13 protein-coding genes and 1 tRNA gene are annotated in these 15,905 nt (G+C 62.7%); 4 read left to right on the top strand and 10 right to left on the bottom strand.

What is annotated here, in order from left to right; all coding sequences use genetic code 11:
- Positions 1-54 precede the first annotated feature (54 nt).
- From VXM67_RS10730 to VXM67_RS10700, 7 genes are all read right to left on the bottom strand, one after another.
- Entirely contained in the window at positions 55-1,029 is a 975-nt protein-coding gene (locus tag VXM67_RS10730) for a spore coat U domain-containing protein (RefSeq protein WP_023379715.1), read from the bottom strand.
- Positions 1,026-3,323, bottom strand: a complete 2,298-nt coding sequence (locus VXM67_RS10725; protein WP_027907734.1) for a fimbria/pilus outer membrane usher protein — start codon at positions 3,321-3,323, stop codon at positions 1,026-1,028. The genes VXM67_RS10730 and VXM67_RS10725 overlap by 4 nt, the downstream gene beginning before the upstream one ends.
- Positions 3,324-3,431: 108 nt before the next feature.
- Positions 3,432-4,208: a molecular chaperone gene (locus VXM67_RS10720; protein WP_023379713.1), complete on the bottom strand. Its 777-nt coding sequence runs from the start codon at positions 4,206-4,208 to the stop codon at positions 3,432-3,434.
- A 39-nt stretch (positions 4,209-4,247) separates the two neighbouring features.
- Positions 4,248-4,751 (bottom strand): spore coat U domain-containing protein, encoded by a 504-nt coding sequence (locus VXM67_RS10715; protein ID WP_023379712.1) that lies wholly within the window; start codon positions 4,749-4,751, stop codon positions 4,248-4,250.
- A 3-nt stretch (positions 4,752-4,754) separates the two neighbouring features.
- Positions 4,755-5,285 (bottom strand): spore coat protein U domain-containing protein, encoded by a 531-nt coding sequence (locus VXM67_RS10710; RefSeq protein WP_023379711.1) that lies wholly within the window; start codon positions 5,283-5,285, stop codon positions 4,755-4,757.
- Between the two features lie 18 nt (positions 5,286-5,303).
- Positions 5,304-5,840 (bottom strand): spore coat U domain-containing protein, encoded by a 537-nt coding sequence (locus tag VXM67_RS10705; protein WP_023379710.1) that lies wholly within the window; start codon positions 5,838-5,840, stop codon positions 5,304-5,306.
- Positions 5,841-5,868: 28 nt separating this feature from the next.
- On the bottom strand, positions 5,869-6,396 hold the full coding sequence (locus tag VXM67_RS10700; RefSeq protein ID WP_027907733.1) for a spore coat U domain-containing protein: 528 nt from the start codon (positions 6,394-6,396) through the stop codon (positions 5,869-5,871).
- A gap of 279 nt (positions 6,397-6,675) precedes the next feature.
- Between VXM67_RS10700 and VXM67_RS10695 the strand changes: the two genes are divergently transcribed.
- Genes VXM67_RS10695 through VXM67_RS10685 form a run of 3 tightly spaced genes read left to right on the top strand, consistent with a single transcriptional unit; the run spans position 6,676 to position 11,798 of the window.
- Entirely contained in the window at positions 6,676-8,922 is a 2,247-nt protein-coding gene (locus VXM67_RS10695) for an ATP-binding protein (RefSeq protein WP_367237669.1), read from the top strand.
- A 13-nt stretch (positions 8,923-8,935) separates the two neighbouring features.
- Positions 8,936-9,397, top strand: coding sequence for a response regulator (locus VXM67_RS10690; protein WP_023379707.1), 462 nt, complete (start codon positions 8,936-8,938; stop codon positions 9,395-9,397).
- Between the two features lie 13 nt (positions 9,398-9,410).
- Positions 9,411-11,798, top strand: a complete 2,388-nt coding sequence (locus VXM67_RS10685; RefSeq protein ID WP_023379706.1) for a hybrid sensor histidine kinase/response regulator — start codon at positions 9,411-9,413, stop codon at positions 11,796-11,798.
- A gap of 74 nt (positions 11,799-11,872) precedes the next feature.
- On the opposite strand, the gene VXM67_RS10680 is transcribed toward VXM67_RS10685, so the two are convergent.
- Positions 11,873-11,947, bottom strand: a tRNA-Gln gene (locus VXM67_RS10680).
- Between the two features lie 180 nt (positions 11,948-12,127).
- Positions 12,128-12,553, bottom strand: coding sequence for a DUF1810 domain-containing protein (locus VXM67_RS10675; protein WP_104881968.1), 426 nt, complete (start codon positions 12,551-12,553; stop codon positions 12,128-12,130).
- A gap of 182 nt (positions 12,554-12,735) precedes the next feature.
- Between VXM67_RS10675 and zapE the strand changes: the two genes are divergently transcribed.
- Positions 12,736-13,815 carry a cell division protein ZapE gene (gene zapE, locus VXM67_RS10670; protein WP_023379704.1) on the top strand — a complete coding sequence of 360 codons (1,080 nt, stop codon included), beginning with the start codon at positions 12,736-12,738 and terminating at the stop codon, positions 13,813-13,815.
- A gap of 177 nt (positions 13,816-13,992) precedes the next feature.
- On the opposite strand, the gene VXM67_RS10665 is transcribed toward zapE, so the two are convergent.
- Positions 13,993-15,882 carry a propionyl-CoA synthetase gene (locus VXM67_RS10665; protein ID WP_023379703.1) on the bottom strand — a complete coding sequence of 630 codons (1,890 nt, stop codon included), beginning with the start codon at positions 15,880-15,882 and terminating at the stop codon, positions 13,993-13,995.
- Positions 15,883-15,905: the final 23 nt, after the last annotated feature.

The following is a 15,905-nucleotide window of genomic DNA, read 5'->3' as shown; positions in this document are numbered from 1 at the left end:
CGTCCTCGCCGGCCAGCCGGCTCCCACGAGGCTGTGGGGGCCGCAACAGCGGTGTCAGAACTGCACGTCCAGCACCACATTATCGATGTAAGTCGCCGCCGGCGGTGTGGCCTGGTCGGTGTATACCTTAGCGTTGTAGTTGAAGACCTGGCTCCCGGTACCAGTCCCATTGCCCGGGTTTATGTCGGCATCGCTGCTCGAACGCCGGGCGCTGCTCAACGCCCCCCAGCGCACCGCACCGGCACTTTTGAAGATGTCGTACGCCAGGTAATTGTTGGCGCTGGATTTCATCCGGCGCCGTCCGCCCGATACGTTCTGCCCGTCGTCCAACCCTACCGTGTAGCTGCTGCCCTTGGTACAGGACAAGCTCACGCTCTGGCTAACCGTGCCAAACCCACTCACCACCGGCGCGCTGGCGAAACTGATGTTGGGTGTGGTGATCTGGCAGTCGTTGCTCACGGTCAGGCTCACATTGAGCGACCTGCTGCCACTACCGGAATCTCGCCCCGCCAGGCACAGGCCGCCGACGGCGACCCCCACGCAATAATCCCAGTTCCAGGAAAGGGTCAGGGTTTCCTGGTACAAGCCTGCCGCCACATTGCTGCCGATCTGGGTCCTGAAGTACAGCGGCACGGTTTTGGGCGCAGTGCTGCCAAGCAGCCCGAGTGCTTCGAGGATGCCCTTGGGTGCGAAGTCGAACGCTGGTGTGCCGCGGCTGATGGGATAGGACGTAGTGTTATCGCCATAGATCGTATAGGGGATGACATCCCCCGTCGGCCCAACCAGACCGGTCGTCGACGATGTGATCGTGAGATAGAAATGGTCAGTGGTCGACAGCAGCGCCAACAAAGAGCCCGTGCATTGAAGCCCGGCATTGGTTGTGGAGGCACTCTGCACGACGGTGCGTACCAGGGTCGAGTTGACCGTGCCGAAAGCAGCGGGCGCGGTCGATACCAATGTGCATCCCGCCCAGGCAGGCCCGGTCGACACCAGTGCGCACGACAGCAAGCCGCCAAGTCTCACCTTCATCGGCACACCAGTGGGCCGATCAGTGGAATCGAGCCCTCCCCTTCAGGCAGATCGAATTCGACCTGACATTGCCCGCCCCCTTCCAGGTCGACGCGCAGGCGGTTGTGCGGCGACAGATTCTCCAGGTACACCAGGCCATCCCAGCCGACCACCGCCTGTCCACCGCTTTGCTGGTGGGTCACACGGCTGCCCAGCTTGAGTGCCTGCTGGCCAACATCGACCAGTTCGATGCTCGCCGCCATCACCCGCTTGAGCTGAAATTCCAGCAAATAGCCGCTGCCTCGCCGCACCGCTACTCGCTGCTCCACCTCTGCCGCCAGGATGTCCGGCGGCAGGTTCATGGGGTCGATCTCGTACTTGCCGCGGTAGTAGCCGCTGCCATAGGGCACCAGCAGGTGGCCGTTCCGGTCGGTACGGCCCACCTCCTGGTTTTCGTAGCGCACGGGGATATCGGCATAACCGCCGGTGCTGACCACTACGAAGGCATCGTCGATGCGGTTGGCGGCGAACAGGCCGGCGTCCATCCACACCAGGGAACCGGTGGCATCTGCCCAGCGGGTCATCGCGCCACTGCTGCCGTAGGCCCCGACCTGCAACTGCACCGACTGCAGGCGCCAGGTCACATCGGCTTGGCGGTAGGCGTCGCGGTCACCGCCCGTGGCGTACCCCAGGTTGTAGCCAACTCCACCGCCCAATGGCACGGCGCGGCTATAGTTCACGCGTTGCAGGTCTTCGCCCTGCTGACTGCGCTCGGTACTCAGGGCCAGGGTTCCGTGCAGGTCGAACGGGATCACCAGCTGGGCCTGCACTGCCCACTGGCTGTCGCCTATCTCGCGATTCGCCGACAGATACAGGCTGCTGTTGCCCCAAAGCGGCTTGCTCCAACTCAGGTTGAGCAGGCGGGTCCGTGTGCCATCGCCGGCGCGCACATCGAAATAGCCGGCACCGAGGCTACCGTACCGATTCAGGTTCAGACTCGCGGTGACCTGCTCGCTGCGCTGACTCAACTGCATGTCCGGGGTATCGACCCGTGACAGATCAGCATAGCCGCCGTGACGCTGCAAGCGCTGATAATTGAAGCCCAGCCGCTGGCTGTTGAATTGATAGCCGAACGCGACCTGATGGCCTTTTTCCCCCTCGAACTGGCTTTGGGCCAGGGCCGCATTGAGCACGCCGAAGTTACCCAGCCGCATGTTCCCGCCCAAGCCACCGAGCAACAGCGATTCGGCGGTCTCGACATGGCTTTCCAGGGTGAAGCTGTCGGAAACGCCATGGCGCAGGCTGGCTGAGGCGACGCCTGGGCCATAGCTGAAGTCGCGCACGCCATAGTCACGGCGCAAGCTGCCAGCCGCCACCGAAAAATCCGACAGGCCTTTCTGCAACAAGGTGCTGGTGACATAGAACGGCAAGGTGGTGGAAACCTGACGGCCGAGTGCGTCGGTGGTGACTACCACGGCCTCACCCGCACCGTTGATGAAAGGCACGTTAGTCAAGGTGTAGGGGCCCGGTTGCAGCTCGGTGGTGCTGCTCTTGTAGCCGTTGATGAAGAGGTCCAGCGACGTCGGCACTGCTGCTTCACCGGCAAATGCCGGCAGTGGGTAGGTGACCAGGTCCGGCCGGGCGCCGAAGTCGCGCGACACCTGCACACCGCCGACGCGCACCGATCCGGTCCAGGGCAAAGCACCGGTGACCAGGTCACCGGCATCGTAGGTCAGCAGGCGCTGTTCGTCGGTGTAGCGCCATAGGGTGTCATAGCGCAGGAAACCCTGACGGCTGTCATCGCCTGGCATGCGCTGGAACGACTGACGCCACTGGCCGGTGGTGGCAAACGAGCCCCAACTATCGAACAAGCGCAGTTCATTCCAGGCAGCGAGGTAGGTACCACCCTCATCGATATCATTAAGGTAGAGGTCGTAGTTGAACAATGCGCCGAAGCTGCTGCGGGCGTCGCTGGGTGGATACAGGTTGCGATCGCCGACCTGCTGGTCTGGCAGCCATGCGGGGGGCACTTGCAGCATAAGGCGCTGGTTCTGACTGTCGTAATCGACGTGAAGGCTCTGCACGGCATCCAGCTCCACTTCCCCTTGGGGGTTGCCCGGCAAGTCGATACCCGCACTGCGAAGCACGTCGCTTTCCAGATAGAGACGTCCGTTGCGCTGCTGGACCGGTACCAGTTCAACCCTGGGCACTTGGTTCACCCATACATCGAGGTACAACGTGGCGTCGGCGACGGCAGCCATCTCCGTGGGAGGCGGCGGCAGGTCGTCGGCCACGCCGAGGTTGGGGCTTAACACAGCAGCCCCCAGGCACCATGGACGCGCCATCAGTGACAGCCATTTCACGCACGGTTTCCAACCATTGCCGGGGCCCCCTTGGCCACTGCCTAGCAATCAGCTGAAGATTCATTGGCCCTGACGGATAGCCTCGGCCACTTCCTGGCCATTGATCCGCCCTTTGAGCACACTGCCAGCGTTCGGCGCCAGTGGTGCCGGCCAACGCATGCTGGCACCCGGCAACACATAGCCCAGCAAGCCTTCGGCCAGCGGCTTGGCCTGACTGCCCTGCTGTACCACCACATCCGTCAGGCGTGCGTGGACAGGGCCAGTGTTGCGCAACTCCACATAGGGCTTGCCCTGTATCGTGACCGCACGCCAACTCAGTTGCGGCTTGCCGACACTGTCGACGCTGCGCTTGCCCTCGGGATCTGGCTTGCCCCACAAACCCTCGCCGTAGACGAACAACGGCACCGAATAGCGCATCTGCAGGCGAATGGCCGCGGTGGTGCCTTGGCTGGCATTGTCGGTGGGCAGCGGCGAAGGGATTTCATCGATGATGATGCGGTATGCCTGCTCCTGGCCGGCAGGTGAACTGCCGGTGCGGGTCAGTCGTACGAGTTGCTTCTGCCCCGGCGCGATGGTGGCCACGGGCGGGCTGCCGATGATGTCGCGCTGGGCCTGGAACTGCTCCTGGTAATCGCCTTGGCGCCAGGCGAATACTCGAACCTGCAGGCTTGCCGGCGCCGTCCCGCGGTTTTCCAACCACAGCGCACCGGCTTTCTGGCCCGCTTCCAGCACCGGGTCGATCGGCCAGATCAGCACCGAGGTGGCCGCCCCAGCCGGCAAACAGACCAGCAGCAACCCCCCGATCAATCCTCGCGCACACTTCGCGCCTGACGCCATACTGCTCTCCTTGATTGCTTGTCATGGTTGCCGGCTGCATCACCAGGTCACCGTCACCTGCACCACGTCGGTGTAGATGCCGGCTGGCAAGGTGCCGCTCAACAGCGTCCGGCCATAGACCGGTAACTTGATCGCGGTGGGGTCGGCGTAGCTGACGTTTAGGCTCGCCCCAATCCCCAGCACCTGGCTGTAGGCGGCATCGCTGTAGAGTTGATACGCCAATAATTGGCTTCCACCGCTGCGCTTGAGGTTGCGTGTACCACTGGCGGAGTTCTGGCCGCCGTCCAGGCTCATGCTCAGGGTCACCCCCGGGGTGCACTGGAACGTCACCGTGGTGCCGCCCAGGGACGTGTTCAGGGTGCTGGTCGACAACGCCGACTGGGTACCGAAATCCAGCAGGCCATAGTTGGTCGCGCCGCCGATCACCAGGCAGCCAGCAACGATTTGTGCGGAAACCTGGAATGTGCTGCTGGTCGCCGCATCCAAAGGCGCGGCCAGCAGCGCCCCCGCCCCCGCGAGGCAGATGTTCGTCCATGGACGCATGACTCAGAACGACAGCTCGACCGCCACGGTGTCGGTATATACCCCCGCCGGCAGGCCAGCCTTGCCCCGTGCCTGACCGTACAGGTTGACGGACTGGGCCACGCCTGTGCTGGTCGGTAAGGTTATGGTGCCGTCGATGGGCAGCAGCGTGGTGCGCCCGGCATCGGTATAGAAGTCGTAAGGCACGAAATTGCCATTGCCATCGGACAAGGCTCGCGTCCCACCACTGGACTGGCCATCATGAGTGCCCGTGCGCACCTTGATCACCGGCACGGTGCCTGCCGAACAGAGGATGCTCATCGCGGAGGCGCCACCGAGCACCTGCGCGTTGGCGCTGGTGAACAGGGCTTCCTGGCTGCCGAAGTTGAGGGAGCCGAAGTTCAACCCCGAGTCGCCTGAAGTGCCGTTGACCTGGCACGCGGCAGTCAGCGTGAGCGTCGCACTGATGGTGCCAGTCACCGTGGCGGCCTGAGCCTGGTACGCCAGCGCCAATCCGAGGCCGGCGAGGATACAACGGGTGATTGTCGTGCGCATCGGAGTCTCCTTGCGTGATTACCAGTCCAGAGTCACTCTCAGGGTGTCGCGATACAGCCCGGCCGGCAGCGCGCGCGATTGCGCTACCACCACGCCGTAGATGGGAATCGGGATCTGCTGGGCGCTGCTGATGGTGAACGCGCGTGCCTGGCCAATGCCGTAGTGGCTATTGCCACCCGGGTCCAAGGCCAGTTGGTAAGGGATGGTTTCGCGGCCGTTGCTGAGCCGACGCACACCATCGCTACCGTTGAGGCCACCATTGATTCGCACGTTGAATGCCCTGACTTCAGGCGTGCAGCTGATCCTCAGGCTGCCCTCACCGCCCACTTCGTCCACCCGCCCGCGTAACGGCTGGTCCCAGCTCGGCCCGCGCGCGCCGAAATCCATCACCCCCGGATTGGCCAGGGTAGCGGGCTGATCGGTACCGTTGCTGATCTGACAGGCCGTGCTGATGACCAGGCGCGCCTGGATGAACCCGGTGGTGGTGCCATGGGCTATGCCACTGGGCAACAGCAGTGGACCAAGGCTAAGCAACAAGATCGAGGTTCGGTTCATGGCGTCGCGTCCCTGGTCATGGGGCTTCCTACCAAGTCACTGTGACTTTGAGCATGTCAGCGTAAAGCCCCGCTCGCGGGACCCAGGCCAGGCTGTCGATACGGGCGTAGAGCGGAAGCGCCACCGAGCCGCTGTCAGGCACCCGTGCCGAGTGCGGCACACCCGCCGCTACCGGCTCGCGCCAAGCGGCATCCCGGTATAGACGATAAGGAATCGGACGGGACTTGCCGTCGTTGCTCGCCAGGTAGCGTAGCTCGCCGACTCCGCCATGCTGGCCACCATCGACCCGCACCTGATACGGCGTATCAGGATTGCATTCCAGGCGCGGGGGGCGCCGGCTGATCAGCACGCCGCTCAACGGTGTGCCTGGGCCGTCCAGGCGTGCGGCGGCCCCCAGATCGATTCGTCCCAAGGCCTGCGCGCCGGCGTCGCGTTGCTGGTTGACCAGCATGCAACCGCGCTCTACCTGAACCCGCACTTCCACAAGGAAGTCAGTCGCCACGGCATTGCCGCTCAACAGCAGGCCCAACAGCGCGGCCAGAAGGCGTTCCGTCACTCTTTTATCCTTGTATTTATGTGCTGGATTTCAGCGTAGCAGCGGAATGCAGTTCCCGTGATGGCCTGGAGCCACTCTTTTGTATTAACTCTGACGCGCGACGTGGTGCCAAATGAGTAAGAAAATTTACCCATACACCGAACCCGCGACGCTTCCCATGCCTCAAATAGCTATTGGGCCGGTAAAGCGGCCTACATTCTGTTACGTTAACCACCATTCAACAGCCTGTATCAGACGCATGCACGATGCATGGGCGCAGAAGGACAGGAGTTTTCATCGATGACTTTAGACGAAGCGCTTGCCGAAGCCCTCGAGCGGTGCGCCCAGGAGCCGATCCAGGTCCCAGGCAGCATTCAGCCCCATGGGTTTTTGCTGGTGCTGGACGAGCATGATCTGCGCGTCCTTCAGGCCAGCGACAATACCGAACGCTGGTTGGGCGTGCCGGCCAGGGAGCTGCTGGGCAGCCTGTTCGCCGACCTGATGAGCGGATCCTTCGACCTGCGCGGGCACCTTGCGCGGCTGCCTGCGCAGGAAGTGTTCCCGTTTCACATAGGCGATGTGCGCCTGCGCCCTGGTTCACCCTACGGCGACGTCCTGCGCTTGTTGGTCCATCGTCACGACCAGGTGCTGATTACCGAGTTCGAGCCTTTGCGCACGCCGCAGGGCCTCGAAGCCCATGGTGACTACTATCCGCTGGTTCGGGGTTTCGTGGGTAGCCTGCACAAAGCCGGCAGCCTCCAGGCATTGCTGCAACAGTCGGTGGAGCAGATCAAGCGCATCACCGGCTTCGGTCGGGTCAAGGCCTACCGCTTCGATGGCGAGGGTAATGGCGAGGTACTGGCCGAAGTGGCGGATGACGGTTATCCGAGTTACCTGGGCCTATGCTTCCCGGCCTCGGACATTCCGCGCCAGGCCCGCGAGTTGTACCGGGTCAACCGGATTCGGGTGATCGAGGACGCCCATTATCAGCCGGCAAACCTGGTTCCCGCCGCCAACCCGCGCACGGGCAAGGCGTTGGACATGAGTTTCGCCACCCTGCGTAGCGTTTCGCCGGTGCACCTGCAGTACATGCGCAACATGGGCACCCTGGCGTCGATGTCGCTGTCGATCGTGGTCGATGATCAGCTGTGGGGCCTGATTTCGTGCCACCATGCGCAGCCGCGTCCCGTGGATTTGCGCACCCGCACCGCCTGCGAACTGCTGGCCAGCGTGCTGTCGCTGCAGATCGAGTCACGCGAATCCCATGCCCGTACCCGCATGCTGCTCGACCTGCGCCAGCATATCGTGCAGATGATTTCGTCGATGGCCGACCATGACAGTGTCAGCGAGGGCCTGCACCAACTGCCGCAGGTACTGCTGGACTTTGCCGGTGCAACCGGGGCTGCGGTCATCTCCGCCGAACGCTGCGAGCTCATCGGCCAGACACCACCAGTCGCGCAGGTGACTGCACTGGTGCACTGGCTGTCCCGGGATGATGAAGTGGTATTCCATAGCGACAACGTGGGCCGCGACATCGACGAACTTCCCGAGCTCACCCGTCACGTCGCAGGTGTGCTGGCCGTGGCGATTTCGCAGATCCATTCGCATTACCTGCTGTGGTTCCGGACCGAGCAGGTTCGCACCGTGCAATGGGCCGGGCGCCCTGAAAAACATATCGGCCCGCAGGGCAATCTCGACCCGCGGCACAGCTTCGAACGCTGGCAGGAAGAGGTGCGTGGCTACAGCGAAACGTGGGACCCACTTCTCATCGAAGGCGTCGTCGAGCTGCGCACCGCGGTGCTGGGCATCGTCCTGCGCAAGGCTGAAGAGCTGGCACAACTGGCGAACGAACTGCGTCGCTCCAACAAGGAACTGGAGGCCTTTTCCTATAGTGTGTCCCACGATCTGAGGGCGCCGCTGCGCCACATTGCCGGGTACAGCGAACTGCTTGGGGAAATCGAAGGTGAAGTCCTCAGCCCACGTGGCAGGCGGTTCTTGCAGCACATCGGCGAGGCAGCGCAGTTCGCTGGCAGCCTGGTGGACAACTTGCTGAACTTCTCGCAGATGGGCCGCTCTGCCTTGCGCCTGTCGGACGTTGACCTCAACGCCCTGATCACCGCCATTCGTAGCGATCTCGCGCCGGACTACAAAGACCGGGAAATCGTCTGGGACATCGCCGATTTGCCAAAGGTGCACGCCGACCCCGCCTTCATCAACATGGCCTTGCAGAACCTGATCGCCAACGCCATCAAGTATACCCGCGGGCGAGCGCCGGCCCGAATCCAGATCAGTGCTGTGCAACACCCGACAGAAATCGAGATCTGCATTCGCGATAATGGCGTAGGATTCGATATGGCCTATGCCAACAAACTGTTCGGCGTGTTCCAGCGCCTGCACCGCATGGAAGACTTCGAAGGTACCGGCATCGGCCTGGCGAGTGTGCGACGCATCATCGAGCGCCACGATGGCCGGGTGTGGGCCGAAGGCCAGATCGACCACGGCGCTGCATTCCATTTCACCCTTCCACGTGACCCCTCGATTTATTGAGGCACCTGAAACCATGCTCAAGCCTATCCTGCTGGTCGAAGACAACCCCCGTGACCTGGAGCTGACACTTCTGGCCCTCGAGCGCAGCCAGTTGGCCAACGAAGTCATTGTCCTGCGCGATGGCGCCGATGCCCTTGACTACCTGCTGCGCCGTAATGCCTATGCCGGGCGCGACGATGGCAACCCGGCCGTCTTGTTGCTGGACCTGAAGCTGCCGAAGGTCGACGGCCTGGAAGTGCTCAAGGAAGTTCGCGCCACCGCGGAGCTGCGCAGCATTCCCACGGTGATGCTGACCTCCTCGCGGGAAGAGCCCGACCTGTTGCGTGCCTACGAACTCGGAGTCAACGCCTACGTGGTAAAACCGGTGGAGTTCAAGGAGTTCGTTGCCGCGATCTCCGACCTTGGCGTGTTCTGGGCCGTGCTCAACGAGCCACCTCCCGGATCACTGAGGCTGAACCGCCGTGGCAACAATTGAGGCGAGCGCAACCATGCTGCCGACTCCGCTGAAACTGCTGATGGTCGAAGACAGCTCGATGGATGCCGAGCTGACCTTGGTGCGCCTTGAACGCAGTGGACTACAGGTGCAATCGCAATTGGTCTTCAACCATACCGAGGCTGAACATGCCCTGCGCGAAAACGACTACGACCTGATTCTCTGCGATTGCGTGCTACCCGGCTCATCGGGCACCGAAGTGCTGGCCATCGCCCAGCGCCTGGCGCCGGATGTGCCGTTCATTTTCTTGTCTGGCATCTACGGTGAAGAGCATGCGGTGGAAATGATCCGCCTGGGTGCCACCGACTACGTGCTGAAGAAGAACCTGCCACTGCTGCCCAAGGCGGTTCGCCGGGCCCTGACCGAAGTGCAGGAGCGCCAGCGTCGGCGTCGCGCCGAAGAAGCGCTGGCCGATGTCGAGGCACGGGCCCGCATCGCCATCAACGCGGCAGGCATGGGCACTTGGGATTATCGACCCCAGGAAGACGTGCTGCTGTGGGATGACCGTTGCAAGACCCTGTTCGGTCTGCCCACCGACACCGAGATGAACCTTGAGGTGTTCTACGCCGGCATCTACCCCGACGACCTGCAAATGGTCCGGGACGCCGTCAACCAGGCCCTTTGCACGGACAGCGACGGGCATTACAGGGTCGAATTCCGAATCGCCCTGCGCAACGGCATGGAGCCCCGCTGGTTGCTTAGTAGCGGCCAGAGCCAATGGGTCGATGGCCGGTGTGTACGCTTTTCTGGTGTGCTGCAGGACATCCACACCCAGCGCATGGCCACCCAGGCGCTCAAGCAACTCAATGAGATGCTCGGCGAGCGGGTGGAACGCCGCACTCGCGAGCGCGACCGCGCCTGGGAGCTGTCCCAGGACCTGTTGGCAGTGCTCAACAAGGACCTCACCCCCGTCGCGCTGAACCCAGCATGGGAGGCCAGCCTGGGGTTTTCCCGCGAGCGTCTGAGCCAGGTTTCGCTGTTGCATCTGCTTCCCGAGGCCGACCAGGAAACCCTGCTCACCGAGCTGGCGGCCCTGGCCCATGGTCGCACCAGTGCCCGCTTCGTCAGCCGCATCCAGCATGCTGGCGGACAGCAGCGCTGGTTGTCCTGGGTGGTGGTGCCTGAAGACACCCTGCTGTATGTGGTAGCCCGTGACATCACCAGCGAACGTGAGTCCGCGCTGGGTCTGGCAGAAGCCAACACCCGCTTGCGCGAACAGATCACCGAGCGTGAGCGCATCGAGGCCGCACTGCAGCAGATGCAGCGGCTGGAGGCGGTCGGCCAGCTCACCGCCGGGGTCGCCCATGACTTCAACAACCTGCTGACGGTGATTCTCACCGGCGCCTCCTTCCTCGAGCGCGACCTGGCCAAGGCCGACATGGATAAAGCCCGCTCTCGCCTGACCCACATCCGTGAAGCCGGGGAGCGTGGCGCCAAGCTGACTTCGCAGTTGCTGGCATTTTCTCGCCGTCAACGTCTGGAACCTGTCCCATTGAACCTCAACCAGACACTGGCCGGGCTGGAGGAACTGCTGCGCCGCACCCTGGGCGGCAATGTCGCGGTGCGCCTGGACCTGGACACCAACCTCTGGCAGGCGCTGACCGACCCGACCCAGACCGAGATGATCATCCTCAACCTGGCGATCAATGCCCGCGATGCCATGACCGACGGCGGCCAGTTGACGCTCTCGACCCGCAACACCCGGATCAAGGCACGTCCCCAACGTCCGGAAGACCCAGAGCCTGGCGAATACGTGATGCTGAGTATCCGCGACACCGGTTGCGGCATGAGTGAAGAGGTGCTGGCCAAGGTCTTCGAACCCTTCTTCACCACCAAGGACATCGGCAAGGGTTCTGGTCTGGGTCTGGCTCAGGTGTTCGGTTTCGCCAAGCAATCCGGCGGTGGCGTGCGCATCGACACCGAGCCAGGACGCGGCACCCAGGTCGCGGTCTACCTGCCGGCGGTCAAGCAAGAAGTCGAGGCAAGGCCGATCGTGGCCAGCATCGCACCATCGGTCAGCGAGAGCGGCCGGGACCGAACCGTGCTGCTGGTGGATGATGACCATCTGGTACGCGACATGATCGGCGATGTGTTGCGCCAGTACGGCTATCAGGTGCGCCAAGCGCACAACGGCGAGCAGGCACTGGCACAACTGGACGAAGGCATCGACCTGCTGCTGACTGACTTCGCCATGCCTGAATTCAATGGTGCCCAGCTGGCCGTGGCCGTGCGTGAGCGCTTCCCGCGCCTGCCGGTGGTGTTCCTGACCGGCTATGCCGAACTGCAAGGCCTGGAGTTGCCGGGCAGCCTGGTGATCCAGAAACCGGTGCAGGCCGAGGAATTGGCGCGGATATTGAAGGAATTGCTCGGCATGCCAGGATAGGCATGATGCGCAGAAACGACTTTACCCAGCGCCGATCGACTCCGCACTGAGCTTTGAATGTTCTACGGGAAAAATGGCAGGGGCGGCTGGATTCGAACCAACGCATGGCAGGATCAAAACCTGCTGCCTTACCGCTTGGCGACGCCCCTGTATCGGAAGTAACGATCATTAACTTGATGTTACTTTGACAATTCCAAGTGAGTGACAACTGGGTTGTTGTCTTGGAATGCGCGGCACTTTAACAACATTATTCGTACCTGGGAAGCCCCTAGTGCAAAAAAAATTGCAGTAAAACAGCGAGTTAGTGTTTTTCGGTATTCGAACGCCAGCTACCGCACAAGCAAGTCGAGGGTAGCTGGATCGGCTTCCCCGGCATAAAACTGCAAAAGCGCCTGGTCGATCACGCTGTCATGCGGGTCGACCTGGGCGAACAGCGTGAGGCAGGAACGAAGCTTCAGATCGTCAGGCCGACCAAGGATCTGGCGAGCTGTCTTATCGGTGTGGGACAGCAACGCATCGATGCATTGCAGCAAGCGGGCGCCCAGCAGCGGATGGTTCAGGTACGCCCGCGCTTCGGCCAAACCGGAAATCGCGTAGCGCTCGGCCATGGCGCTGTGCCCGAGGCCATCGAGCTGCGGAAAGATGAACCACATCCAGTGGCTGGTCTTGTGTCCAGCCACAAGTTCGCTCAGCACACGCGGGAACACCTGCTCCTGCGCGTCCACGAAGCGGGACAACTGAAAGTCATCGCTCATCTGGGCACCTCGCTTGCAATTGATGGGGGCTGCACCGCAACCCTGAGCGCTCAGCGATCCCCCTCAGCTCAATCCGATACATCGCCTGCAACGATGATTGCCTCCAAGTTTCTTTATTAGTCAAAATAGACGGCTTCCCGCAGACTGCACCCTGCCCTGCCATAGCCCAAGGAGGCTTCGTCTTGCCCGCCTGGATTCCGTCCCCTTTGCGTCAGCTCGGCCAGCGCCTGCGCGCCGGTATGTCCAATGACAGCGAGTTGCTTGCCTGGTTCGAAGACAAGGCCAGTGCCCGTGGCTACCAGCTCAGCGAGGGGCAACGCAGGGTCATCCAGTGCATGTCCGAGCAACTGGCCCGACTGGCGCAAGGCCAGCCTCGCAGCCTGTACCTGCATGGTTCGGTGGGCCGTGGCAAAAGCTGGCTGCTCGACGGTTTCTTCCAGGCCGTGCCGGTGCAGGCCAAGCGGCGCCTGCATTTCCACGATTTCTTCGCCCGCTTGCACCAAGGCATGCATCGCCACAGGGCCCTGGATGACGCCCTGGGCGCGACGCTGGACGAGCTCCTGGGCGATTGCCGGGTACTGTGCTTCGACGAGTTCCATGTGCACGACATCGGCGACGCCATGCTGCTCACCCGCTTGTTCAGCGCCTTGTTCGAGCGCGAAATTTTCCTGCTGGTAACCTCCAACTATGCGCCGGAGGGCCTGCTGCCCAACCCGCTGTACCATGAGCGTTTCCTGCCGGTGATCCGCCTGATCAACAGCCGAATGCAGGTGCTGGAAGTCAGTGGCGATACCGATTTTCGTAGCCTGCCGGCCAACCGCGAGCATCAGCGTTTCACCTACGGCAGTTTTGTATGGCCTGGCGATGCTGCACAACGTCGGTTGCTGAACGTGCCAGCGCTGCAACCGATCATGCTGGAGGTCAACAAACGCCCCCTGCGCGCGTTAGCCACAGCAGGCCGACAAGTGATGTTCGCGTTCGAGGACTTGTGCGAGCACGCCACAGCGGTCATCGACTACCTGGTGCTGACGCAACAGTACGATGAATGGATCATCGACCGGCTGGATGATTTGTCGGAGTGTTCATTGGCCGCGCAGCAACGCTTCGCCAACCTGGTGGATGTGCTGTATGACCAGGACAAGCAACTGACGGTCATCGGCCAGCGACCACTGGCCGACAGCCTCGGTGGCACGCTCGCCGACCTGATGCGCACGCGTAGCCGCCTGGGGCAGTTGCATCAAGTCGGACCGGATCGCGACTAGCTTCTTGTGTTGCGCTCGCTGACCCTACCGCGTGCAAGCCAGCTGCTGCTAGTGCACCGGTCACCCAAGGCCGACACGGCACCCGGTCCATGTGGACGCGGCCCCGCGTCGCGAAAGAGCTGCGCAGAGCCCCAGCCATCGTGACACCGAAGCCAGGGCTCTGCGGCACGATAGCATCTAACCAGCCCGTGGCAAGTCGGCCAGCACTGCTTCGATCTCCCCCAGCACCGCTGGGTCATCCAGGGTCGACGGCGGCACATAGTCCTGGCCATCGGCGATCTTGCGCAGCACCGCCCGCAGGATTTTCCCTGAACGCGTCTTGGGCAAGCGCTTGACCAGGCGTACCCGGTTGAAGCACGCCAGCGCGCCAATCTCTTCACGCACACTGCCGACCAGCTCGACCAGCAGCTGCGACTCGGCAATGCCCTCCCCGTCCTTGAGCACCACCAGCGCCAACGGCACCTGGCCCTTGATCTCGTCATGCACGCCGATCACCGCGCATTCGGCCACTGCGGGATGTCGTGCCACCAGGTCCTCCATCTCGCCAGTGGACAGGCGATGCCCGGAGACATTGATCACATCATCGGTGCGCCCCATGATGTAGACGAAGCCGTCATCGTCCAGATAGCCGCCATCACCGGTGTGGTAATACCCCGGATAAGTCCGTAGGTAAGCCTGCAGGTAACGTTCGTGATCACCCCATAGCGTCTGGCTGCAACCCGGCGGCAGCGGCAATGCGATGACGATCGAGCCCTGATGATTCGGCCCAAGCAGGCGCCCTTCGTCATCCAGCACGCGGACGTTGTAGCCGGGTACCGCTCGGTTGCTGGATCCAGGCCGCGCCGCGCTGCCTTCCAGGCCCACGCAGGGGGCGGTCACCGGCCAGCCGGTTTCGGTCTGCCACCAGTGATCGTGCACTGGTTTTCCGCTGACCCGTTCCAGCCACTCGTGGGTACTGGAGTCGAGCTTCTCACCCGCCAGGAACAGGTGGCGCAGCGAACTCAGGTCATGACGACGGATCAGTTCTCCGTCCGGGTCCTCCTTGCGGATCGCACGCATCGCCGTCGGCGCACAGAACAAGGCGTTGACCTTGTACGCCTCGACCACGCGCCAGTAGGCCGAAGCATCCGGCGTGCGAATCGGCTTGCCTTCATAGAACACCGTGGTGCAGCCATTCATCAGCGGGCCGTAGACGATCAGCGAATGGCCCACCACCCAACCCACGTCGGAGATGCCCCACCACACATCGCCAGCCTGCATGCCATAGATATGGCGCATGGCGTAGCACAAGGCGACCGCATTGCCACCGTTCTCGCGCACGATGCCCTTGGGTTTTCCAGTGGTTCCGGAGGTGTACATGATGTAAAGCGGGTCGCCGGCTTCCAGCTCCACCGGGGGCACCGGCTTGGCGTCGACAAGGGCCTGGTTCCAGTCAAGATCGCGCCCTGCCTGAAGCTCGGCACGCGCTTGCGGACGTTGCAGCACCAACACCTGCCTGGGCTGGTGCCTGGCCAGTTGCAAGGCACGATCGACCAGCGGCTTGTACTCGATCACCCGATCGAACTCCAATCCGCACGAGGCCGTGAGCAGTAACGTTGGCCGGGCATCGTCGATACGCAAGGCCAGTTCATTGGCGGCAAAGCCACCGAACACCACCGAGTGCACCGCGCCGATACGCGCACAGGCGAGCATGGCCATGGCCGCCTGCGGCACCATGGGCATGTAGATGATCACGCCGTCACCCTTGCCCACGCCCAGCTCACGCAGCAGTCCGGCCAGGCGTGCCACCTCATCGCGCAACTGGTTGTAGGTGAAGCTTTGCTTCACGCCGGTGACCGGCGAATCGTATATCAGCGCCAGTTGCTCGCCCCGGCCCTGCTCGATCTGATGGTCCAGGGCCAGGTAGCAACTGTTCAGGCGACCGTCGGCGAACCAGCGGTGGGTGCCATCAGGGTTCTGTTGCAGGGTTAGGGAAGGCTTGCGGTGCCAGGCCAGCCGTTCGGCCTGTTCGGACCAAAAAGCAGCAGGGTCGGAAATGGAATGGGTGTAGCTGTGCTGGTAAGTCATGGCGAAGGAAACCCGGTACTTGT

The organism is Pseudomonas sp. Rh2 (assembly GCF_040762985.1).
Lineage (GTDB): Bacteria > Pseudomonadota > Gammaproteobacteria > Pseudomonadales > Pseudomonadaceae > Aquipseudomonas > Aquipseudomonas taiwanensis.
This window is presented reverse-complemented; position numbering and strand designations above follow the sequence as displayed.

Bases quoted from the DNA above. Each gene is read 5' to 3' on its own strand.
- VXM67_RS10720 (WP_023379713.1), bottom strand. From the start codon at position 4,208: ATGGCGTCAGGCGCGAAGTGTGCGCGAGGATTGATCGGGGGGTTGCTG.
- VXM67_RS10730 (WP_023379715.1), bottom strand. From the start codon at position 1,029: ATGAAGGTGAGACTTGGCGGCTTGCTGTCGTGCGCACTGGTGTCGACC.
- VXM67_RS10710 (WP_023379711.1), bottom strand. From the start codon at position 5,285: ATGCGCACGACAATCACCCGTTGTATCCTCGCCGGCCTCGGATTGGCG.
- VXM67_RS10705 (WP_023379710.1), bottom strand. From the start codon at position 5,840: ATGAACCGAACCTCGATCTTGTTGCTTAGCCTTGGTCCACTGCTGTTG.
- VXM67_RS10715 (WP_023379712.1), bottom strand. From the start codon at position 4,751: ATGCGTCCATGGACGAACATCTGCCTCGCGGGGGCGGGGGCGCTGCTG.
- VXM67_RS10690 (WP_023379707.1), top strand. From the start codon at position 8,936: ATGCTCAAGCCTATCCTGCTGGTCGAAGACAACCCCCGTGACCTGGAG.
- VXM67_RS10695 (WP_367237669.1), top strand. From the start codon at position 6,676: ATGACTTTAGACGAAGCGCTTGCCGAAGCCCTCGAGCGGTGCGCCCAG.
- VXM67_RS10665 (WP_023379703.1), bottom strand. From the start codon at position 15,882: ATGACTTACCAGCACAGCTACACCCATTCCATTTCCGACCCTGCTGCT.
- VXM67_RS10685 (WP_023379706.1), top strand. From the start codon at position 9,411: ATGCTGCCGACTCCGCTGAAACTGCTGATGGTCGAAGACAGCTCGATG.
- VXM67_RS10675 (WP_104881968.1), bottom strand. From the start codon at position 12,553: ATGAGCGATGACTTTCAGTTGTCCCGCTTCGTGGACGCGCAGGAGCAG.